This window comes from Carnobacterium alterfunditum DSM 5972, from assembly GCF_000744115.1.
Taxonomy (GTDB): Bacteria; Bacillota; Bacilli; order Lactobacillales; family Carnobacteriaceae; genus Carnobacterium_B; species Carnobacterium_B alterfunditum.
On the sequence record NZ_JQLG01000004.1, the window covers coordinates 919,539 to 943,330 of the forward strand.

Below are 23,792 nucleotides of genomic sequence, written 5' to 3' on the forward strand. Positions count from 1 at the left end.
TTTAATAATTTTTTTTACCCATTCTAGCAATGGATTCATACTAATTTTTCACTTATCGATGTGTAATTCTTTTAATTGCTGTTCAACGGCCTCTTGGGTTACACCAGCTTGTAAGAGCGCTGCTGCAGTATAAGCCCCTTCAACTATCGGCACATCGTAAATAGTGATTGATTTATCACTAAGCTCTTTCACCATATCCAAATTCATCTTGGCACTGCCTAAATCATAAAAGGCAAGTAAATTGTCCGATGGATGTTTGTTGACGACTTCAAGAATACTATCAAAACTTGTCCCGATTTCAGTTTCAGATAGGCCTCCAATCACTTTGATATCAACATCGCTAGCGACTTCTTGAAGTAATCGGTCGATTCCTTTTGCAATCTCATACACGTGGGAGATTATAATAATACCGGTTTTGGTCATTGTTCAGCCTCCGCTTCTAGCATAGCGTGAAATAGTAAGGCTGAGGAATAAGCACCTGGATCGATATGTCCAATGGAGCGTTCGCCTACATATGAAGCACGCCCTTTTTTAGCTTTTAATGGTTTCGTTGCTTCAACGGCCTCATCAATAACTTCATCCCTTAGTTGCTCGTTTTCTGTTGCCTGAACAACGGGTGCCCAAACATCGATCATCGTCTTATCGCCAACTTCGGCTTTTCCACGTTTTTGGATGCTTTCTAATCCACCCTGTAGTACTTTGCCCCATGATGATCCATCTCCTTGATATGTTTTCAGCATACCCATAAAAGCTGAACCATATAGTGGACCTGATGCGCCCCCAACTTTGCTTAATAAAGTAGTCGTAACCAGCTTTAACAGCTCTTCGAGTGAATCAGGAGATTGCGTGTCGATTGCTTTGACAACATGAGCCATGCCTCGTGACATATTATTGCCATGATCGCTATCCCCAATCGGTGTGTCCAGCTGCGTGAGATAATCTTTTTCTTGTTGGATCTTCTCGTTAAATAATTCCATCCAACGAATTCCTGTTTGTATATCCATTATGGGTTTGGCCCCTTTCGTATAACCTATAATCTGTCAACGTGCTTACCAGCTTATAGTTGTAACTGGTGCGTTTAATGCTTCAATATAAAAATCATTTTCTAAATAGAGTAAAGTCAATGACAATCCTTGCATTTCAAGTGACGTCATATAGTTACCTATTTTGTAATAGTCCACTGATAATTTACGTTCGTCCATAAGCTGCTGTACATCATTTGTAAAAACATATTGTTCCATTAATGGCGTTCCACCTAGTCCGTTAACGATTACCGCAAATCGATCTGATGGTTTAACATCAAATTCGTTGACTAATTTTGTCAATAACTCATTTGCAAGGTTGTGAGATGTTTGCAATTTTTCCCTGCGATAGCCAGGTTCACCGTGGATCCCTACTCCGTATTCAATCTCGTCTTCAGCTAAAACAAAGCTTGGTTGAGTGCTTCCTGGTGTAGTTACTCCAGTCAGTGCGAGCCCGATGGATTTGATATTCGGAATTAAGTTGTCAGCTAATTCTTTGATTTCTGTGATTGACTTTCCTTGTTGTGCTGCGTAGCCTACTATTTTGTGAACGAGAATCGTTCCAGCTACTCCCCGTTTTCCTTGAGTATACAAGCTGTCTTCAACAGCAATATCATCATCTACAACCACACTTGCGACTTCTATTCCTTCCATTTCAGCCAATTCTTGAGCCATTTCAAAATTCATGATATCTCCAGAATAATTCTTGATTATCATGAAGACACCGGCACCTTCATTGGCTGCCTTAATGGCTTCTAAAATTTGATCTGGCGTTGGGGAAGTAAACACTGCTCCGCAGACAGCAGCAGATAACATACCTTCGCCGACAAATCCAGCATGAGCGGGTTCATGTCCGCTCCCGCCTCCAGAAATAATAGCTACTTTTCCTGATTTTTCTGTTTTACGTTGGATGATGCCAGTCTCTGGTATTCTTTGGATCAACTCAGAATGGCCTATGATCATGCCTTGTAACATTTCGTCAACTATATTACTCGGGTCGTTTACAATTTTTTTCATCAGTTCCCATCCTTTAATCTATAGTTTATTAAATAGTTTATTTTACTGATTTACGTTTCTTGTAGTCTCGTCCGATTGCATCAGCTGCAATGATAGCTTGAGCTACACTTTCAGGTGTTACTTCAAAAGGCATAGCATGAATAGATTCTTCAGGGATGCACGCTTTTTCAGCTACTTTAAGGATTTCTTCATACTTCACTTCTACTACATCCAAATCTGCTAATGATACAGGTAGTCCAACAGATAAATTGAAGTCTAATAAAGCTTCAACTTCATCATTTGGTGCATTCTCAAGAATAAGTTGAACAAATGTTGTAAATGCTACTTGCTCTCCATGGAAGTAATTATGAGGACCATCTAGAACTGTCAAGCCGTTATAAATGGCATGTGCTGCAGCTAGTCCGCCTGATTCAAATCCAAGACCAGATAATAATGTATTTGCTTCAATGATATTCTCTAAAGCTGGTGTAACAACATTATTGTCACATGCAATCTTTGCATTATAGCCATTTTCAATCACTGTTTCGTAACAAGCTCTAGCTAATGTGATGGATGCAATCGTACCTTTAGCAGGTGCTGTATCTCCTGTGTGGTATCCATTCGGTAAGCCAGCGTTTACATTTGAATTTGATCGACGAGTCGCACGTGCTTCATAATAAGTAGCTAGTGCATCTCCCATGCCGGAAATTAAGAATCGAGCTGGTGCTTGAGCAATTACCGTAGTATCCATTAATACTACGCTAGGGCTTTGGATAAAATAAGCATATTCATCAAAATGATGATCTTTCGTATATAACACTGCTGAGTGGCTAGTTGGTGCATCTGTAGCTGCAATCGTTGGGCAGACAATTAGATTATGACCATTAGCAACTGTTTTAGATGTATCAATTGCTTTTCCACCACCTACTCCAACAATGATATCTGTTCCTTTTTCTTTCGCTAATTTTTTAAGACGATTTACTTCTTCGCGTGTCGCTTCTCCACCAAAATCTGCAAGGTGTAAGGTTATGCCAAAACGTTCAGCTGTTTTGTCCAACTTGTCTTGAACCCGTTCGATATCGCCTGGATTCCCGATAACTAATGCAGATTCACCAAAGGATTTAATATAAAAACCTAAATTTAATAACTCGTTTTCTCCTTGGACATATTTTGTTGGACTAATAAATGCTTTTCTCATTTCTATTCCTCCTATTTTTAAAATATTTGATTTATAAAATGATCTAACAAACAACTTAATAAACTGATGCATGACTTCCTTTAGGACTGAACAAAGCTTAACAAGTAAGCGTTACCATTTCAACAGACAAAAGATTATCTTTGTCCGCTTCAATTACTTTTGAGTATGAAGTATAATGAAAAGTAATTGAATGTGGTAGCTAATAAGTTGTCGAAGGAGTCACAAAAAATGAACCAACAAAACGCAACGAAGGAAATTATTTCTTGTTCTCTCAAACATCTAACCAGTGAAAAAGCTATTGATAAGATATCAATAACGGATATAATGGATCAGACTGATTACCGTCGCCAGACTTTTTATGATCATTTTGATGACAAATACGATTTAATTACTTGGATTTTCTCCCATGAAGTCTCTGAATTGATCCAATCGATCATGAATTGGGAAAAATGGGAAGAAGCATTGTTCCTTCTATTAGAGTATCTTGAAGCGAATAAAAAATATTATAAGAAGATATTTTCAAATATAAAGCTAGATTCCTTTAAAGATTATCTTATGTATTATATCAAACGAAGTATCCAAACCATCTCAGATGATTATTTTCAAGCGCACCTTGTTGCTGATAACAACCAACTTTTCATCAAAGCGACAACTGACTTTTACGCATATGGTTTGTCTGAGATGCTCTACTGCTGGGTACTTGAAGACTGCGAACCGGACAGCAAAAGTTATCATGAAGTGCTTGTTCAAGTGATCCACCACAAATGCTAATCGTAAACGATTTTAGGTTAATTATAATTTCTAACAGTATTAAAATGACTGTTTTACCATGCAATCTATTTAAGGAGGTAATTGCTTATGCCAGAATATATTTTAGCAATTGACCAAGGAACCACTACAACGCGTGCAATTATGATTGATCGCCAAGGAAATTACATCAGCACAGCAGCTCAAACTTTTGAACAGCAGATACCACAAACCGGCTGGGTCGAACAAGATCCAAATGCCATTTGGCAATCAGTCTGCGACGTGCTTCTTAAAGTTACGAAACATTCCGGAGTCTCATTCCATCAGATCAAAGCACTAGGCATCACAAATCAACGCGAAACAACCATTGTATGGGATCGTAAAACTGGTCAACCAATCCATAACGCAATTGTCTGGAGTTCCAATCAGTCACTAGCTATTATTAATCAACTTAAACAAAAAAATGTTGAAGATTCCATTCACGAAAAGACTGGTTTAGTTTTGAGCCCTTATTTTTCTGCTAGTAAAATTCGTTGGATCCTAGATCATCATCCTGGCGCACAAGAACGAGCAGATCGTGGAGAGTTGGCCTTTGGCACGGTTGATAGTTGGCTCATTTGGAACCTGACCAATGGTAAGTTACACTGTACCGATCACACGAATGCTTCACGGACGATGTTGTTCAATATCCATACACTAGAATGGGATGAACAGCTGTTAAGTCTGTTTAATATCCCTAAAAGTATGCTGCCGAAAGTTCATCCAAGCTCTCATATTTATGGAATAACCGATTTAGATCTTTTTGATGGTGCAAAGATCCCAATCGCCGGTGTTGCGGGAAACCAGCAGGCAGCGTTATTTGGTCAATTAGCTTTTCAACCTGGCCAAGTAAAAAGCACTTATGGTCAAGGAACCTTCATCGTTATGAATACCGGCTCTGAACCAAAACTATCCGAACACAAATTGCTCACTACTATCGGATATTCGATCGACGAGAAAATAACTTATGCTCTTGAAGGTTCGGCTCTTATTTCAGGTAGTGCCATTGAATGGTTGAAAGACAGCTTAAATTTATTTGAATCAATGGATGATTCAGAATCGTTAGCCCTTGCAGCAGCGCCTAATTCAGGCGTTTATGTTATCCCCGCCTTTCGAGGAATTGGTGCGCCCTATTGGGATTCAAATGCACGAGGAGCTATTCTCGGAATTGATGAATCTACCAGCCATCGGGAATTGGTTCGAGCAACTTTAGAATCGCTTGCTTATCAAGTCAGCGATATTATTGAGTTAATGGAATTAGATACTGGAATTATAGTAGATCTTCTTCACGTTGATGGTGGGGCTGCACAAAATAATCTGTTGATCCAATTTCAAGCAGATATTCTCGGAAAAACGGTTAAACGCATCGAACGATTGGAGACGACCGGACTAGGAGCTGCATATCTCGCTGGATTAGCTGTTGATTATTGGCGCGATCAAGATGAGTTAGCAGCTTTAGTTTCTGCGGATGAGCAATTTGAACCTCACATGACCATTGAAGAACGACAAGTTAAACTGCACGCTTGGCATAGTGCTATCAAAGCAATACGTTATTATGCTAAATTACTGCATGAGTAATCATCGTGCGCTGACTAAAAAAAATTAAATGGATCATCTATCTATTTTTATCTATTTTTTATACATGATGATTCCCTAAAAACGCAGTCTATCAAAGTGAGGAACATACTCGAATACTTAACGTATTCAAGTGTGTTCCTCACTTTTTTTAGCATAATACTTGCGTACTTTTGTTCTATTGCCGCAAACTTCCATTGAACACCATTTTCGTCTTCCACTTGTATCAACGAATAATGCATAACAGGTATCAGATTTACATTTTTTGATTTTAGGAAACAGACCATTATGGTGAGCCGTAAGCATATCGTAAGCAATAAGTGAAATCAGTCCATCAGTCCCACCTTTACTTGGTGTAGGTCTGAACGCTTTATCGAAAAACAGTGGTGCTTTCTCAGTATTTGATGCTAAATTTTCTAAAAATATTGATTTTGTTTCGGGTTCTAAAAAGAAAGCTCTACACTGCTCACGAAATAATTGGATTTTTTTTATATCAATTGGGGATTCGTTTATTTTCGCCACTTGTTCAGAATTCAATAAGCTTCTTTCTTTCATCAATGACAGCCACTCATCCATTAGGCCTTCTTCTTCAAGAAAATCGGTAAAAATATTGTTTCTTCCGTTGATCGTATTAAGTAAATTAATGAATAAATAGTCAGATAAATAAGAATATCTTGCCTCTAGTTTTTTGATCATTTAAAATTCTCCTTTAAATTGATTGGTTGATTGGTTGATTGATTGACTTTAATAATACCATACTGTATGGTTAACACCTAACCACTTAGATTAGTTTTAATGGTTAAAAAATAAAAAGGAGTTTCTCAACCAGAAAACAGACTAACTATTACACAATCAGATAGTGAGAAAAAAATGGAATAGGAGAGATTCAAATGGCTAAAAAAATTGAACGAATTACAGCAACTTCAAAAGGGATGCAAACAATAGCAGATTCTAAAGGACATCAGGTGATCATTGATGAGCCTAAACAAATGGGTGGGAAAGATGAAGGCGCCAATCCACTAGGATCCTTTCTAGCTTCACTAGCAGGATGTGAGAACGCGATAGCTAACATGGTAGCTAAAGAAATAGGTTTTGATCTTCAAGGTATAGAATTCGATATCAGAGCAGAAATGAATCCAGAAGGTATGATGGGCAATAAAGATGTTCGTCCCTACTTTCAATCAGTCAGCATAAATGCTCGCGTGAAAACAAGCGAATCTGAAGAACGTCTCACTGAATTACAACAAATCGTTGACTCAAGATGCCCAATATATACAGTATTAGAAGCTGCCAATGTCGAAATGACTCCAAATTGGGTAAAAGAATAAAACTAAAGAGTTAGCACATACGCTAAAAGGAGCTGAAGAGATGATAAAAACGGTATTATTTGATATGAACGAAACGTTATTAGACTTAAGTGTCTTAAAAGAAAATTTCGGTAAATATTTTGAAGATAAATATGTTCTTAATTACTGGTTCGCTAAACTTCTTCATTCGTCTACTGTTATAGGCGGTATGGGTGAATATACTGATTTTGGAAAACTTTCAGAAGCCGCGTTAGAAAGTGTCTTTTTAGAGAGCGACAAAGAACTAACTGATGAAATCAAAACAGATATTCTAGGATCGTTCAGGAATCTTCCTGCGTACGACGATGTATCTGACGCGCTAAAATTATTGAAGGATCACAACGTCAAAGTTATTTCAGTAACCAATTCTTCTTATAAGATGGTTGAAGAACAGCTGAATAATTCTGGCCTGATTGATTTATTTGACTCTTATTATTCAGTAGATTCAGTAGAAAAATATAAACCCTTTAATGATATTTATCATTATGTCATCAATGAAGAAAAAATCAATGCCGCTGAAACAGTCATGGTTGCTACTCATGATTGGGATTTATTCGGTGCTAAAAAAGCTGGACTTCATACAGCCTATATTAAACGCAAAGAAGATCAATACAATCCTTACTACTTGAAACCAGATATGACAAACAGAAACTTAGTAGATTTAGCCCAAGAAATTGTGGATTTCAACTAGGTTGTGTCTTAAAACTATTTGGTTAAGAGAAAAATAGCTGCTATATATACAAAGGCTAAGTAGGACGTTGCGAGTTTATCATAACGTGTCGCGATATGACGGAAATGCTTTAACTTATTAAAGAAACACTCCACCAAATGACGTTCTTTATATAGCCACCAATCAACAGTCCAAGGTTCTTTTGTATTTTTCTTTGGTGGAATGGTATAAGTCGCATCGTGATTCGTCACATAAGTCCGAATGTCTAAAGAACCGTATGCACGATCGCCAATAACATTACTGCCTTGTATTTCAACGTGTTGAAGAACTTCAATAGCGAGAACACTATCATGGAGATTTCCACCTGATAGCTGAAAATATAATGGATTTCCTAATCCGTCTACGATGACATGTATTTTTGTTGTGTGCCCACCACTGCTTTTACCGATATGTTGCGAGATGACAGAATTTAGCCCCCTTTTTTTGCACCGGCACTCTGCTGATGCGCCGTTACAACGGTTGAATCGATACTCAAGTTTTCGTAATCTGCTTCATAATTCAACGTAATAAAAAGGGATTCAAGTAAACCAGTATCACGCCATAAACAAAAGCGGCTATAGACCGTTTTCCATGATCCGTAACGTTCTTTTGGCAGATCTCGCCAAGCAGCACCGCTTCTAGCAATCCATAAAACAGCATTGAACATTATACGATTGCTTTTAGGTGGTCTACCTGTGTGATATTCGGGAAACAGATTTTTGATTTGATTCCACTGCACATCAGTCAGCTCATAACGTTCAATACTCATCATGATCACTCCTGTTTTCTTTTATTATACCGAAAATCAGGATGGCAGTCAGTTTTCAGACACGCCCTAATCGATCGCAGTACTTATCAAAAAAATATTTATCTAAAAGATATTAGGTTGTGTCTTAAAACTATTTGGTTAAGAGAAAAATAGCTGCTATATATACAAAGGCTAAGTAGGACGTTGCGAGTTTATCATAACGTGTCGCGATATGACGGAAATGCTTTAACTTATTAAAGAAACACTCCACCAAATGACGTTCTTTATATAGCCACCAATCAACAGTCCAAGGTTCTTTTGTATTTTTCTTTGGTGGAATGGTATAAGTCGCATCGTGATTCGTCACATAAGTCCGAATGTCTAAAGAACCGTATGCACGATCGCCAATAACATTACTGCCTTGTATTTCAACGTGTTGAAGAACTTCAATAGCGAGAACACTATCATGGAGATTTCCACCTGATAGCTGAAAATATAATGGATTTCCTAATCCGTCTACGATGACATGTATTTTTGTTGTGTGCCCACCACTGCTTTTACCGATATGTTGCGAGATGACAGAATTTAGCCCCCTTTTTTTGCACCGGCACTCTGCTGATGCGCCGTTACAACGGTTGAATCGATACTCAAGTTTTCGTAATCTGCTTCATAATTCAACGTAATAAAAAGGGATTCAAGTAAACCAGTATCACGCCATAAACAAAAGCGGCTATAGACCGTTTTCCATGATCCGTAACGTTCTTTTGGCAGATCTCGCCAAGCAGCACCGCTTCTAGCAATCCATAAAACAGCATTGAACATTATACGATTGCTTTTAGGTGGTCTACCTGTGTGATATTCGGGAAACAGATTTTTGATTTGATTCCACTGCACATCAGTCAGCTCATAACGTTCAATACTCATCATGATCACTCCTGTTTTCTTTTATTATACCGAAAATCAGGATGGCAGTCAGTTTTCAGACACGCCCTAATTAAAATAATAAAAAAAGAAACCACTAATTTAAATTAGTGGTTTCTTTTACTGTATAAAATTCAGTAGCATCGTGTATTCTTTTTAAAATAGCCCGAGTCTTATTTAATCAACGACTGCTCTGTCTAGCTAACTCTAATTTCTTTTTGCACGCTTACTTTTTGGTTATGCCTTATTTGAATACGTAGTCGAATAAATTTATCGATTTCAACTACAATCAATACAACGAGTCCACACAAGACTGAAATTAACCATTCTAGTCCCGTCATTGAACCAGTATGGAACGCTCCTTGCATAACTGGCACATATGTCAAAATCAATTGTAAGACTATCATGATCCCAATTATCAAGAATGCTTTAGGGTTCGTGAAAAAGGAACGAGAAAAAGCGAGTTTTGAGGTTCGGATATTAAAAAGATAGAAAATTTTACTGAACACGATAATATTGACCATCATCGTACTTGCGGTTACTTGATCAGCTCCCGTATATATCAACCATTCATAAGAAATAATGCTTATGATCGCCATTAAAATCGAAACATACGTCATTTGGAAAATATCTCTTTTATTCATAAGGCCTCTGCCCGTTTTTCTAGGAGGCTTTTCCATGATACCCTCTTCAGCCGGTTCAAAAATAAACGCAAACTGAATCGTAATTGCCGATACCATGTTGATCCAAAGCAATTGGGTAGCTTGCAATGGCATATCGCGTTGCATCAAAATCGTGATCGCAATGATCAGCCCTTCGGCAAACGATGTCGGCAGCAAGAAGAGTATACTCTTTTTGATATTGTCATAGATACGACGTCCTTCTTTAATAGCGACAGACATAGTTGCAAAGTTATCATCCGCTAGAATCATATCTGCAGAGTCTTTGGCTACGTCGGTCCCTTTGATCCCCATGGCAACACCAATGTCTGCTTTTTTTAAGGCTGGAGCATCGTTTACTCCGTCTCCTGTCATGGCAGTTATTTTTTCACTTGCTTGAAGCGCAGAAATAATCTCCAATTTATTTTTAGGCGTGGTTCTGGCAAAGACTTGATAGTTTAGAGCAGCTATTTGCTGTTCTTCTTCTGACATCTTGTCCCACTCTGGACCTGTAATAACGCTGATTTTATCGGCCAAACCTAACTTCTCACCAATAGTTTTGGCAGTAAGCGGATGGTCTCCAGTAATCATATTGACTTCCACGCCTGCTTTTCGCATCTCTTTTAAAGAGCCAATAACCTCTTCACGTGGTGGGTCAATAATACCAGCTAAGCCTAGAAAAGTTATCCCCGAAAACAGCAGATCATGAGTGATCTCATTCACTCCATCCGAAATCAATTGGTACCCAACTGCCACCACTCGTTTTCCTTGGAGAGAAAGATCTTCAACTTTTGAATCCCACTTTACTTTATTAAATCGTGGATCCTGGGTAGTTGCCATTGGAAATAGCTTGTCGGGTGATCCTTTAATAAAGAGGATTTTTTGATTAGTCTCTGTATCCAAAACCAATTTCGCCATGTAACGGTAATCAGAGTCAAAAGGGATCATATCTAGTTCTTGATACTGGTTTTTATAGCCGTATTCATATATTTTATGATACAACGTCAAGAATGAGCCATCTGTTGGTTCTCCATTCAATGACCAAGTATCACCTTCTTTTATAAGTGTTGTGTCATTAGCTTCGTATCCCGCATCTAAAAAGAGTGTTAAGTGTTGATTTAATTCAACACGATTTTTAAATTCTGTGATTTCCCCTTTAGGTTCATAACCATCACCCGTTACTTCATAATGGTGGTTATCAATATAAATATCTTTAACCGTCATTTCATTTTTCGTTAACGTTCCGGTTTTGTCTGTCGCAATAATATCGACCGATCCCAAAGTTTCAACTGCGGGTAGTGATTTAACAATGGTGTGTTTCTTTTTCGCCATGTCACTTACACCCATAGCCAAAATTACAGAGGTGGTCGCTGGAAGTCCTTCTGGTATAGAGCCTACGATCATTGTTACTACTGCTAAAGAAAGGATGGACAAGGAATGGGTTTCTAAGAGCATTCCGATGATAAAGAGGACAATTGCCGCACCGATCACGACATAAGATACCCCTTTTCCTAGCCCGTCGATTTCTCGCATCAAAGGAGTTTTTCTTTCTTTTACCCCTTTAACTTCTAACGATATTTTTCCGATTTCTGTTTGTTCAGCTGTCGCGACTACAACACCTAGTCCACTCCCATTTGTCACAGAAGTCGAAGCAAAGGCGATGTTCGTTTGCTCTGCCAATGCAACATCATTATCTGCTAGTGTTTGGATTGTTTTCTCGACTGAATCTGCTTCTCCTGTAAGGGCAGATTCTTGAATGCGTAAGCTATCTATATCTATGATTCGTAGATCCGCTGGCACGCTATCCCCTGCTTCTAGAAAAACAACATCGCCTGACACTAACTCTTCTGCAGGAACATCTAATCTCTGCCCTTCACGGTAGACCGTTGCTTGGGTCGATAACATACTTTTTATTTTTTCTAGCGCATCTGAGGCATTCACTTCTTGGTAATACCCAATCAAAGCGTTGACGATCACTACAAATCCAATAATAACCGCATCTGACACGTGTCCCATTACTAGCGTTAACAAAGCAGCAAAAATCAAGATGTATATGATCATATTATTGAATTGTCGAACAAAAAGTTTCCATTTGGGTGTTGTTTCGGTGACCAGTTGATTAAGGCCATCTGCTTCTAAACGCTTCTTTGCTTCTATTTGGCTTAATCCTGATTCAAAATCCTCTTGTGCATAATTTTTAGATAAACTTGCAACAGTTTTTTGATAATTTTTTATATTTGGTTTCATTTTCTTATATTCCTCTCTTATCTTCATTTTAAGTGCATGCAAAATAGCACCTCATCTTTTGATGACGCACCTAGCTACTCTATTTGAAGAGATAAAATATAAAAAAACTTGTACAAATCACCCTCGTCATCATCTGACATTTAAAAACCACCCCCGCCATATTTACCTCTAGGTTAACATACCTCTCATCTATCTTCAAATATGCTCAATCTTATTCTCGCTGCTGGAATATCCTCGATTTTGACCAAATAACCGATTGGTTGCTTAAGAGAATGGATAATGGGAACAAAAAAACACTGTGCAAAACTTTAGAATATAAGCTATCGTTAGCCCAATCATTTATAAAATAAACAGTTTTATAAATAAAGTCTTCAATAAACACAAATGTGCATCGAAGACTTTACATATTTAATCCTGAATAATTCATACTTTTTCTAAAACGCTCTGGAAAAGCTGTTATAACGCTAGTTTGAGTTAATTTTCTCAGCACCCTTTGGGTGTGCAAAAAGAACCCCAATCTGCTATGGTTAAAGCGACTAAACATAACCAAAGAAAGGGGTTCTCTCTATGGCAACTTTACATGAAAATCGTTTGCTTTTCAATTCAAACATTACGGTATCTCACTCTGGGGGTAATTTATCCTCAGATTCCGGATTGATATTAGTTAAGGAATTCATGCACACCATTAATTTCTCTAACATTTTGAAACAAACCCTCACTATTAACGATGATCGACTTTACTATAACCATGCTAATCATTCAATTATTGAACAAATCCTTTTTCAATTGATTGCTGGATATCAAACGGATTCTTCGGCTGACGTTTTATCAAAAGATCCCATTTTCCAGAGTCTATTAGCTAAAGAGCAACTCGCTTCACAACCGTCTATTTCTCGTTTATGGGATCGGTTAAGTCAAGAAAACATTTCCCAATTACAAGAAGTCAATCAAATCCTGATTGATAAAGTACGTACTGCTCGTAATACAACTGAAATGATTTTTGATCTAGACTCAACACATTCGGATACCTTTGGCAATCAGGAGAAGTCGAATTATAATGCCCATTACCAAACGAATGGCTATCATCCACTTGTTGCCTTTGAAGGTCTGACTGGCGACTTTTTGAAAGCAGAACTTCGTTCTGGTAATGTGTACACATCCAATGGTGTTGCAGATTTTGTCCGACCACTTTTTGACCATTACCAAGAAACCGTACCTGTAAGTTCTATTCTAGTGCGTGCAGATAGTGGTTTTGCAACTCCTGAATTATATGAACTGTGTGAAAAACGTCAAAATTTTTATATTGTTCGATTGAAATCGAATCGCAACTTAGGAAAAATCGCTGAGCAATTTGTATCTATAAATGACCAGCAGGATTGAGATAAAAAAGAAGTTCACTACGCTTCTACACTCTATCAAGCGAAGAGCTGGACACATCCACGAAGAATTTGTATTAAATCTACGCGCGAAGCAACCGAATTGATTGCTCGACATGAATTTATCATAACCAATTTATCAGAGAACCTTTCTGCAGAAGCGGTCTTTCAAACCTATTCTAAAAGAGGCACCATGGAAAATTACATTAAAGAGGCCAAAAATGGATTTTATTTCGATAAAACCAACAGTCCTCGTTTTTTAGAAAATCATGCACGTATGATGGTGAGTGTACTAGCTTACAACATCGTCAATTTTATGCGTACTCTTTGTTTTACGAAAGAAACCAAAGGTTTTCAAGTTTCAACTATTCGTTTGCTCTTATTTAAAGTAGCGGGTAAACTTGTTCATTCTGGACGAAAAACCTTTTTAAAACTCAGTTCCTATCACGTTTACCATGAACTTTTCCATAAAATTTTGCGGAATATTCAGCATTTCAAATGGCAGTAACACTCACACCTAATGGAATAGTTTAAAAAAAAAGGCTAATTTCAAGGGGTTAGTATGCCTAAAAATCTTAATTTTCTGACAAAAAAATAAGTGACTTGGAAATTTGAAGTAAAATAAGTAAACCTAACAAACTAATGACCTGAAAGAAGTGAAAAATGCACCAATTATTATTTTTTTTAAAAGTATGAATCATTCAGGTTAATAGCTATATGATTTTTTATATGGATAAATTTAGCTAAAATTCACTCGATTGGCAAAATAAAAAAAGCAGCGTGAGATAATTCACTCACGCTACTTAAACTAGCTTTCATTTAAATACTTACTTTAGCTCATCTACATCGTTTAACCAAGAGCTTTTTTTCGTCAGTTCTGTTGAAAAAAACTCTTAGCTTTTAATTCTCTTTCCAATAACATTTCCTGCCCATCCACCGATGATCATAACAACGAGGAATATCCATCCAGAAAGCGAGAAGTTTGCGATTGGTGTATACAAGGCTGCATTAGAACTTTTTATAAATAACATCATTACATATATTTTCACTGCTCTTTTATTTCCTTTCTTTCTTATAAAAAAATAAATATACAAGATAGTACAATAAAGTGTTAGAGAATAACATTTTTAATGCACTCATTTGGATAAAGTTATTTAAAGAGAATCTTGCATAGAAAAGACCGCTAGCACTTTATTAAAAAGTATTAGCGGTCTTTTCTCATTAATTCATCTTATTTCTAGCAATCTTATACATTTTTTCTAATTATAATTCTTCGCCATTAGTAGCAATTACATTCTGATACCAATCAAAGGAAGATTTTTTGAGACGTTCAAGTGTTCCGTTTCCTTCATTATCCTTATCCACATAGATAAAGCCGTAACGTTTTTCCATTTCTCCAGTAGAAAAACTCACAATATCGATACAGCCCCAAGGAGTGTAACCCATTAGGTCTACCCCATCTTCTTCGACAGCTATTTTCATCTGCTGAATGTGCTTTTTAAGATAATCAATACGATAATCATCCTGGATAGTACCGTCTGCTTCAATTTTATCGTACGCACCTAAACCATTTTCGACGATAAATAAAGGCAGATGATATCTTTCCGTTAGGATATTTAAAGTATATCTTAAGCCAACTGGATCGACCGGCCAGCCCCATTCACTTTTCTCAAGGTAGGGGTTATCGGTTAATTTCAATTGATCCACTGAGCCATCTTGCCAACCCGGTATAGAATCTAAGGCTGTAACAGTACTTGACATGTAATAACTCAAACCGATGTAGTCGATAGTTCCTTCACGCAATAGTTGGAGTTCTTCTTTGTTATAGTCAATATGGTAGCCTTCAGTTTCCCACAATCTCAGAGTAGCCGCCGGAATCTCACCGTGTACATGAATATCATTGTAGAAGAATCGACGATCCATCGCTTTTACAGAAGCGATTAAATCTTCAGGATTAGAAGAATATGGATAAACCGGCACATAGGCCATCATGCAGCCAATTTGGAAGTTGCGATTTATTTCATGACCAATTGCCACTGCCTTTGCACTGGCAATCAGTTCGTTCAGACTTGCTTGATAGACCACTTCTGCTTTATTGTCGCCTTCATTAAAAACCAAAGCCGAATTATTAAAGACATGTAAGTCTCGGTAGCCATCTGCCTGATTATTAATTTCGTTAAAGGTCATCCAGTACGTCACTTTATCTTTGTAACGCTCCATGACCGTTTTTGCGTAATGAGCAAAAAAATCAATCAGCTTCTTATTCCGAAATCCCCCGTATTCTTTACACAAATGGTAAGGAATTTCGAAGTGAGATAAAGTCACGACCGGCTCGATGTTATATTTCAATAATTCATCAAATAAATCATCATAAAATTGCAATCCTGCTTCATTTGGTTCCTTTTCATCACCTAAGGGGAAAATCCGACTCCAGGCAATAGAGGTACGAAAACATTTAAAGCCCATTTCAGCAAACAAAGCGATATCTTCCTTGTACCGGTGATAGAAATCGATTGCCTCGTGACTCGGATAATCATAACCCTCTAATATACCTTGGGTTATTTCTCTCGGAACAGAATGCGTACCTTTAGTAATGACATCCGCTGTGGAGATACCTTTTCCGGCTTTGTTCCAACCGCCTTCTATTTGATTAGCCGCCACAGCGCCGCCCCAAAGAAAATCTTTTCTGAATCCTTTCACTTCTCTTGCCCTCCTTTTGTCAAATTGAATCTTCCATTAAGTTTGGACTGACTTGTACAAATTGACCAACTTTTTATTTTAGCCTCATTTTATCGACTAACTGGATCGCTTTCTTGTTTTTCACTTTCCAGCTTTCTTTCGCGGTCTTCTTTCATAGCTTTATAGCTTGCGCCAACAATACCTGCGTCGTTGAGGAAATGACACGGCACTATTTTTGCCAGCGTCATATTTTTCATATCACGATGTCCCGCTTGTAAACCTTGTACTCTTCGATTCAATTCTTGTATAAAACTTTGATTAGCGCTGATGCCTCCTCCTACCAGAACGACCTCTGGATCCAACGAGACCAACACGTTGTAAATGCCGATTGCAAGATGGTCGTAAAAAGCATCAATCACATTTTTGGCTCGTAGATCTCCCGCCTCTGCAAGTTGGAAGATATCTTCCCCATCAAGATCTTGTTGGGGCATTGTCGCGTCAGATCCATCTAAGTATCTTTGGACTAAGCCGGATTGAACTGAACTCGTCAGGCTCACGGATGAAAGTCGGGTGTCACCATTTAAAACGGGCGCATTGATCATAAAACCAAATTCCCCAGCTGTTGCATGTGCCCCGCGGTAGATATCATTATTGATCATAACGGCTCCGCCAATTCCTGTTCCTACTACGGCCGTAAAATAGTTCTTGTATTTTCGCCCGGCTCCGAGCCATTTTTCGGCTAAAGCTGCACTATTTGCATCATTCTCGACTGCGACGTGCAGCCCTAATTCTTTTTCCAAGATATTTTTTAAATGGACACCATAGAAATCAAAAATCGCACCTCCCGTCGTCATAAAACCTGATTCTTCTACGATGCCTGGTGCACTGATGCCCACAGCTCTTATATCATGAGCTTCTTTATAATTCTCTACGATTATTTTGATATTTTTGATTATTTCAACACCCTCTGAGCTGGTCTTGATTTTGTCCTTATGCAAGATATTGCCTTTTTCATCTAGGAGGCCGTATTTAATATTTGTTCCTCCTATATCGATACCAATATATTTCCCCATTTTTTTCCTCATTCCTGAACAATAAGTCGATATAGAAATATTTTTACCCTAAGGTCACGTGCATGCTTTTCACGGTCTTATTTCTTATATCTATTGCTTCTTGATTTAGTATGCGATCGCCTTCGATCACCTTAACCTGATCATCCGCGTATAGAATACTGTAACGGATTGGTTTCACACCCTTTTCACCGTACGTATGTTGCATTTTAGCATTACTGTAAGTCACCTTTATTTCACCTAACAAGGTGAATTGAACGGTACCGTCCTCCTTGAATAGCTCTTTATGTAGCGCTGGTAAGAGTTGAAAAGATAACTGTTTTTTATCCTTGTCATAGGTAAATGGACGTTCACCTATAAACATTTGAACCCACATATTCAAGAATTCAACCGTTGAACCACTGAGACGTGCCACAAAACCTTTACCATGGATGCTCTCATCTGGATTCGCACTACTAGCGATAAAGGAAGAATTTTCTAGGATACTTCTACCGTAAATGTTCGGATCCAAGTTGGGGATCAACATAGTTTCAAGGTCTTCATAAAAAGCGTCATACAAGCCACTCTTTAATAATGCCAGTAAGTATTTATAAGTCATATGCAAGAAAACAGATTCATTTTCTAACCATCCCGGTGTGAAGAACTTGGCTCTTCCTAGTTCAATGGGCTCATTCGTCAATGGTCCGCTTGTCTTATACATCTGTAGCTTACGATCATAGATTTCTGATTCCTTGACAGCCTGATATATATTATACGCTTCTTTCGTGCTGTTCGTTACTTTTAGTTTTTTGACCAAACCTTCTAAAAATGGGGTTACTGCATGTGGTTTCAATGTTTCATCATTTTTTTCAAAGTAAAAGTATGTTGGCAGCAAGGCTGGTCCATTATACTTTTCTACTGCCTCAATGGCTTGATCTACTCGCTTGGTTAAGGAATAAACCAACTGCTCAACCGCCTCTTGATTGAGAACTTTCATTTCTCCGGAAAGATCTTGGTAAATGTCTGCTCGGTATTTTTCTAGCAGTCTTGTAGTTTGTTCCCAAAATGCTTGATCATCGTCTTGCATCAACGTCAGATGTTCTTGTAGTTTTTCAAGGAATCGGAACGCTTCGATTGGTAAAGCGTAGACGCATCCCTCTAGATCCACTTGCTCGATTAAAGTCATTAAACGTTTCAGTTCAAATAACTCGGAAGTGCTGGTCCCGAACAAGCTAGGCAATCCATTCAAAGAATCATTCCAACCCGGTTTTCCGGCTTCCATCCCGATACCATAACCAAACGGAGCGATCGTTGCCGTTTTGATGGCGGCTAACAAAAGGAGCTTAGAGTAAAGGTTGGTTGTGATAGGCGTTTTATTTGGTGCTTCTACCCACTGGCTACTGTCGCCTTCCTTATGGTCTAGAGCGTTATATTGTCGGTATTCATTGTCTTTCTGGACATATTTTATTTCCCTAGGTTGGACACAAACTTTATTTTGATAGTACTTGTATGGGCGTTCAAATAATAAGGTCTGTTTCTTATCTGGGTAAATAGCCAAATAACTTTCGATAAGATCGATGTTGTAGGTCCAATGATCGATCCAGAATCCTTCACCATGATCTGCTTCTAGGTTTTCACTGCTGGCGAACAGGACGTAGGCTAACAGCTCCTCAAAAGAGCTAGTCAAATCAATTGTATTTTCTTCAATAAAACGCAATAATTCGCCTGGTTCAAATGGTTTATCAAAGAATGAAAGCAGCATCTTTTTCTGTTCTGTTTCTTTCAAGAACGGGGCGATATCTGTATCGGTACCATTGAAAGTAAAAAGAACCTTTTTTATCACAAGTGGATTGTAACCATCCAGTTGGATCAATTCCATGAAATGGCGGATATTAGCATCCTCTACTTCAGTTGTGAAATAAACATCCATCCGTCGATTTTGGTTGATATCGCGGTAGTTCCCATTCCCTTGTGAGTAATAGGTAGGAGACGTCGAGAAGAAATTATAGTCTCTTTCTAAATCGCCATGCTTACGCGAATAAACGTAATAAGCTTGTTGCTTATCCTTATAGGTGTGGATCGTTGGAAAGCCACCCCGCAACCCATTATCTAAGTAAGATTGTCGGGCGTATTGGTCAAATTTCGTACTAGCAGTACTTGTTTGAATGACGTCGGTCAACTCATCCGTTAAACCTTGTGCAGTAATAAAGGCTTGCTTTACTGTATCTTCGTTTAAGTGTTGAGACAGATATTTCGAGACTGTGTCCTCATCTTTTCCATAACCAACCAGCGTCATCAACTCAACACTTTTTCCTGGTAACAACTCCCCTTGCCATAGTGTAAATCCAGCAGAGACTCTATTGGTACTGACTTGATTTTGTTTATTTATTTCAGAAACAGCGTTCTGATTAAAATGGTCAGCTTTGCGTAATGTTTCATCCTTGCCGAAAATAAGCTGGCGGTCATAAATAATTGATGCCGGTGTTACTTTTTCATTTTCCTTTACCAATGACGTATAGAAGTTGCCGCTATGCATCTCCTTAACCTCCACAGTATCTTCTGTGCTCCCTCGCAAGTGATAAAAGTTAAAGGAATTATCAACCTTTTTGACATCAAACCAACTCTTCAATGTGTTGCTGATTTCTTTGTAGTCTGCATTTGCGATTCCCGCCGGCAGAATTGCCGCCAAACCGTCTGCTACTTCGAGACTGACTGCTTCATTACTATTATTCACGATATTAACGGTACGAACCAGTGCTCCAATCGGTGCATGCGGCAAACTGTAATAGCGAACAACAAGACTTAGGTTTTCATCATGCTGCTTGTAGTTTAATGTCAGATGATTCATACCGATCGTCATTGTTTCCGTAGCATTTTCGCTCGGGTCAGAGAACGGTTCAAAAGCGGTTGTTTCACCCTCTCTTCGAACTTTTAAAAAAGTTCGAAACCCTTGCAAAGGTGTGTGTTGATAGGCTTTATCTGCTGGCAGGAATTCTGAGATTGCTGAATCCTTATTCTCTATTCCAAAACTACTGATCGCTTGGCCCCGATTGATGTAGAACATCCAAAGAGGGATCCCTTTTAAGCCCACGATTCCCGGTAAGAAACTTGAGAAGGCAGAAGTTGTTTGGTAATTTTCAATAATAAATTCATTTTTTTCATTTAGTTTATACAAAGATTTACACCCTCTTTAGTTATTTTACAGCACCAGCCGAGATACTGTTGATGATGTGTTTTGATAAGAAGATAAAAGCTACCATGATCGGTACTACTGAAATAGCAATTCCTAAGTACATCGCTCCTAAGTTCATTGCCACTGGGGAACCGCTTAAAGCACCCATCATGACTGGCAAGGTAAACTTGCTTGGTGTTCTTAACATGATCAATGGCGTCATATAGTTGTTCCATGTTCCGATAAAAGTGAAGATTGCTTGGGTCGCGATTGCAGGTTTTAGGATAGGTAAAACAATTCGATGGAACATATAGATCTCTGATGCACCGTCGATCCGGGCTGCTTCTAAAATGGAAATTTGCATTGAAGAAACCAAATATTGGCGAAAGAAGAATACTGTGAAAGGCGCAGCAATCGCTGGAATGATCAAAGGCCAATACGTATCTAGAATTCCTAAAGTACTGTTCAATTCATATTGTCCTAAAAGTCCAAGCTGTCCTGGGACCATCATAACGACTAGGAAAGCACCGAAAATAAAAGTTTTTCCTTTGAACTCGTAGAAAGCCATTGCAAAGGCAGTCAATGCTGAAAAATAGGCATTCAGTACGGTCACGGTTGTCGCAACAAACAAACTGTTTGCGAAGCCACGCCAGACATTCATGTAGCGGATCAACACATCATAGTTGTCGAAGAATGATGTCCCAGGGACCAATGTGAATCCTCGAATGATTTCGGTGTTTGAACGAGTCGCATTGACCATCATCATAACGAAGGGGATGATGGAAATTACGGATAATAGTATCAAAAAGATATAGAGGATCACTTTCAAAATTTTGATACGGTTTTTAAATACTTTCCCGATTGGAGCAACGGTTGGATCAACGACCGGCTCAATGCTAACTGCTTTATCATTTTTCATAACTAGACACCTTTCTTAACCGGTTTAGTTTTCATAGTTCGGAATATGATAATGGAGAAAACAACAGTAATCATAAACAAACCATAAGCAATTGCAGATGCATAACCGAAATTATTGTATTTGAAGGCTTGATTGTACAAGTAGAGAACCATCGTGCTCAATGCCCCACGTGGTGCACCCATACCATCAGTCAGCAACAGCGGTAAATCGAACATTTGCAAACCTCCAATAAGAGAAGTGATCATGACGTAGAGCATTATTGGCTTCAGTTGCGGTAAGGTAATGTGATAGAATCGTTGCCACCAGTTGGCACCGTCGATCATAGCTGCCTCTAAATAATCTGTCGAAATGCCGCTGATTCCTGCTAACAGAATAATAAAGGTTTGACCAAACCACATCCATGTATTGATTGCTGAAACAGCACCTCTGGAATAGACTGCATCACTTAGCCAATTGATTGGTTGGTTGATAATGCCGGTATCCAGCAGCATTTGGTTCAAAGCACCATAATTCCAGTCCAATACTAAGTTGAATAAGAGGGCTACAGATGCAACGGTTATAATATTAGGTAAGTAAAAGAGGGTCCGGAAGAAGCCCACCCCTTTGATTTTAAGCTGAATATCACTGAAAATGAGGGCTAAACCAAATGCAATTGCTAATTGAATAAAAAAACCACTTCCCCAGATAATCAGCGTGTTGATCAATGATTCAATAAAATACTTGTCTTGTGTTAAACGTAAATAGTTCTCTACCCCAACAAAGGCTGCATTGTCAATGCCCCCAGCTCCACTATAGCTCGTGAGACTGAAGTAAAAGGTCAACAAAATTGGATAGATGTTAAATGTTAAAAATACTATAACAAATGGGGCAATGTACAGATAAGCTTTATTTGAATTTTTTCCCATTCCGATCCTCCTCTAAACTAAATAAAAACTGGGATTCTTTGGAAGAACCCCAGATTATCTGTCAATTATTTTTCATCAGGTGTAACAATATCTGGGAAGGCATTGTTAACTTGGTTATAGAATTCTTGAACCCCTTCTTCTTTGCTGATCTCACCTTCAACATAAGCTCCGACTTGTGTCCCAAATAACTCATTCAATTGTTGATCGTAAGGTGTTACAACGTTAGCATCAATTTTTTCTGCTTCTTCTAAGAAGAATTCGTAATGATTTTGACCGCCTAAGAAGTCATCTGACATATCATCTTTGATTGCTTCTGTTACGGGTTTATAACTTAGTACATCCCCAGTTTCTAAAGCACGTTCTGTCAAGAATTCTTCATCATGTACCATCATTTCGACAAATTTGAAGGCTAGATCTTTATTCTCAGATCCTTCATAAACGCCTAACCATGTTCCACCTTCAAAGTAAGATGATGGGCCATTTGTGACAGCCCAGTCACCCGCATTTGCATTAGATGATTGTTTGAAAACAGCATCCAGTGCCCATGTTGGAAGTGCTACTGAGAATACTTCGATTTGGCTATTTGCTTCTGCCTCTGCTGCAGTCGCTGCTTCTCCTTCTAATTCTTCCCAACCCATATTATAGTTGATTGGGCCGTTGAAAGATTCATACCAAGATGGTGACCATGCTGGTGCAAGAGCAGTATATTGCTCATCTCTTAATGTTTTCGCATAGTCAAAATAAGAAAGACGCTCATCAGTTACGACTAGTTCGTTATCTTCATTTACCCATGGTTGTGGGTCGCTTCCACCTGTTGCAAAACTGGTGAATTTAGATATAGAACCTTCATCAGGGAACAGAGCATAACCTGCTTCTTTCATTTTTGCTCCAACTTCAAATAAATCATCCATGTTTGACATCATTGCTCCGACTTCTTTTGGATCATCTGTACCTAATACTTCTTTTGCAATGCTTCTGCGGTAGTAAATACCACCTGGTGTCGTTTGCCAAGACATTGCACGGACGTTGCCATCTTCGTCTTTTCCTAGGTCATAAACATAATCTACATATTCGTCTTCCCACTCAGTCACATTGTAGGGCTCTGCCGAAAGATCCGTCCAGTAGTCAGCGTTGAGCCATTGTTGCATGTACGCAATTTCTCCTGTAAAGATATCCGGTGCTCCATCGCCACTTTCTAACGTTGGTTGCATTGTTTGACGATAATCCGCAGTCGGGATAATTTGGAGTTCAACTGTAACATCATTAATTTCTTCAAACTTATCGATTGGCCCTTGCAACTCATCTGTAAAGGACGTTATCGTTAAATCTGGTTTATCCTCACCACAACCTGCTAGCGTTAAACCCAAACCTGCTACACTCAAAACACTTACCCATTTTTTCATTTTTGATTGCTCCTCTTTGGTTAGATTAACGCTTTCATTTATATGTAAAGCGCTTTACACTTTTGACAAATTTTTTTATTAC

The 23,792-nt window shown here is 38.4% G+C and carries 18 protein-coding genes and 1 pseudogene; 5 read left to right on the forward strand and 14 right to left on the reverse strand.

All coding sequences use genetic code 11. The features are described from left to right. Positions 1-48: 48 nt before the first annotated feature. Genes dhaM through BR50_RS04780 form a run of 4 tightly spaced genes read right to left on the reverse strand, consistent with a single transcriptional unit; the run spans position 49 to position 3,216 of the window. Positions 49-423, reverse strand: a complete 375-nt coding sequence (gene dhaM, locus BR50_RS04765; RefSeq protein WP_034546759.1) for a dihydroxyacetone kinase phosphoryl donor subunit DhaM — start codon at positions 421-423, stop codon at positions 49-51. Beyond that, complete coding sequence (gene dhaL, locus BR50_RS04770) at positions 420-1,004, reverse strand: dihydroxyacetone kinase subunit DhaL (protein ID WP_034546761.1); 585 nt, start codon at positions 1,002-1,004, stop codon at positions 420-422. The genes dhaM and dhaL overlap by 4 nt, the downstream gene beginning before the upstream one ends. Before the next feature lie 45 nt (positions 1,005-1,049). Next, a complete protein-coding gene (gene dhaK / locus BR50_RS04775; RefSeq protein WP_034546763.1) occupies positions 1,050-2,039 on the reverse strand; it encodes a dihydroxyacetone kinase subunit DhaK in 990 nt (329 codons plus the stop codon). A gap of 37 nt (positions 2,040-2,076) precedes the next feature. Continuing rightward, positions 2,077-3,216 (reverse strand): glycerol dehydrogenase, encoded by a 1,140-nt coding sequence (locus BR50_RS04780; RefSeq protein WP_034546764.1) that lies wholly within the window; start codon positions 3,214-3,216, stop codon positions 2,077-2,079. 228 nt (positions 3,217-3,444) lie between these two features. Here BR50_RS04780 and BR50_RS12410 point away from each other — a divergent pair, with 228 nt between their 5' ends. Both BR50_RS12410 and glpK read left to right on the forward strand, forming a co-directional pair. Beyond that, complete coding sequence (locus BR50_RS12410) at positions 3,445-3,987, forward strand: TetR/AcrR family transcriptional regulator C-terminal domain-containing protein (RefSeq protein ID WP_051905744.1); 543 nt, start codon at positions 3,445-3,447, stop codon at positions 3,985-3,987. A gap of 87 nt (positions 3,988-4,074) precedes the next feature. Next, a complete protein-coding gene (gene glpK, locus BR50_RS04790) occupies positions 4,075-5,580 on the forward strand; it encodes a glycerol kinase GlpK (protein ID WP_034546766.1) in 1,506 nt (501 codons plus the stop codon). 126 nt (positions 5,581-5,706) lie between these two features. Here the strand turns inward: glpK and BR50_RS04795 are convergent, their stop codons facing one another. Next, the gene (locus BR50_RS04795; RefSeq protein ID WP_034546768.1) at positions 5,707-6,273 is read right to left on the reverse strand and encodes a CGNR zinc finger domain-containing protein; all 567 of its coding nucleotides are present in this window, start codon (positions 6,271-6,273) and stop codon (positions 5,707-5,709) included. 194 nt (positions 6,274-6,467) lie between these two features. On the opposite strand from BR50_RS04795, the gene BR50_RS04800 reads away from it, so the two are divergent. Together BR50_RS04800 and BR50_RS04805 are read left to right on the forward strand one after the other, a co-directional pair. Further along, positions 6,468-6,905, forward strand: coding sequence for an OsmC family protein (locus tag BR50_RS04800; RefSeq protein ID WP_034546770.1), 438 nt, complete (start codon positions 6,468-6,470; stop codon positions 6,903-6,905). 40 nt (positions 6,906-6,945) lie between these two features. Beyond that, a complete protein-coding gene (locus BR50_RS04805; protein ID WP_034546772.1) occupies positions 6,946-7,614 on the forward strand; it encodes a haloacid dehalogenase type II in 669 nt (222 codons plus the stop codon). A 14-nt stretch (positions 7,615-7,628) separates the two neighbouring features. On the opposite strand, the gene BR50_RS12545 is transcribed toward BR50_RS04805, so the two are convergent. The 3 genes from BR50_RS12545 to BR50_RS04820 form a co-directional block, all read right to left on the reverse strand. Further along, positions 7,629-8,404, reverse strand: a protein-coding gene (locus BR50_RS12545) for an IS5 family transposase (protein WP_143298334.1) whose coding sequence is annotated in 2 segments (ribosomal slippage) — positions 7,629-8,065 and positions 8,065-8,404 — 777 coding nt in all. Because the reading frame shifts where the segments join, the coding sequence is not laid out codon by codon here. A 127-nt stretch (positions 8,405-8,531) separates the two neighbouring features. Next, a protein-coding gene (locus BR50_RS12550; protein ID WP_143298334.1) for an IS5 family transposase occupies positions 8,532-9,307 on the reverse strand; the annotation gives its coding sequence in 2 pieces (ribosomal slippage) (positions 8,532-8,968 and positions 8,968-9,307; 777 coding nt in all). Positions 9,308-9,498: 191 nt separating this feature from the next. Continuing rightward, complete coding sequence (locus tag BR50_RS04820; protein WP_034546774.1) at positions 9,499-12,207, reverse strand: HAD-IC family P-type ATPase; 2,709 nt, start codon at positions 12,205-12,207, stop codon at positions 9,499-9,501. A gap of 567 nt (positions 12,208-12,774) precedes the next feature. Here BR50_RS04820 and BR50_RS04825 point away from each other — a divergent pair. Beyond that, positions 12,775-14,091: pseudogene (locus BR50_RS04825) on the forward strand (IS1380 family transposase). A gap of 755 nt (positions 14,092-14,846) precedes the next feature. Here BR50_RS04825 and BR50_RS04830 read toward each other — a convergent pair. From BR50_RS04830 to BR50_RS04855, 6 genes are all read right to left on the reverse strand, one after another. Further along, a complete protein-coding gene (locus BR50_RS04830; protein ID WP_034546776.1) occupies positions 14,847-16,283 on the reverse strand; it encodes a 6-phospho-beta-glucosidase in 1,437 nt (478 codons plus the stop codon). Positions 16,284-16,372: 89 nt separating this feature from the next. Continuing rightward, positions 16,373-17,335 (reverse strand): ROK family protein, encoded by a 963-nt coding sequence (locus BR50_RS04835; RefSeq protein WP_051905745.1) that lies wholly within the window; start codon positions 17,333-17,335, stop codon positions 16,373-16,375. Between the two features lie 43 nt (positions 17,336-17,378). Beyond that, positions 17,379-20,486, reverse strand: coding sequence for a hypothetical protein (locus BR50_RS04840; protein WP_034546778.1), 3,108 nt, complete (start codon positions 20,484-20,486; stop codon positions 17,379-17,381). Positions 20,487-20,505: 19 nt separating this feature from the next. After that, complete coding sequence (locus tag BR50_RS04845; RefSeq protein ID WP_081884480.1) at positions 20,506-21,402, reverse strand: carbohydrate ABC transporter permease; 897 nt, start codon at positions 21,400-21,402, stop codon at positions 20,506-20,508. A gap of 2 nt (positions 21,403-21,404) precedes the next feature. After that, positions 21,405-22,307, reverse strand: coding sequence for a carbohydrate ABC transporter permease (locus BR50_RS04850; RefSeq protein ID WP_034546780.1), 903 nt, complete (start codon positions 22,305-22,307; stop codon positions 21,405-21,407). A 65-nt stretch (positions 22,308-22,372) separates the two neighbouring features. Next, on the reverse strand, positions 22,373-23,710 hold the full coding sequence (locus tag BR50_RS04855) for an ABC transporter substrate-binding protein (RefSeq protein ID WP_034546782.1): 1,338 nt from the start codon (positions 23,708-23,710) through the stop codon (positions 22,373-22,375). Positions 23,711-23,792: the final 82 nt, after the last annotated feature.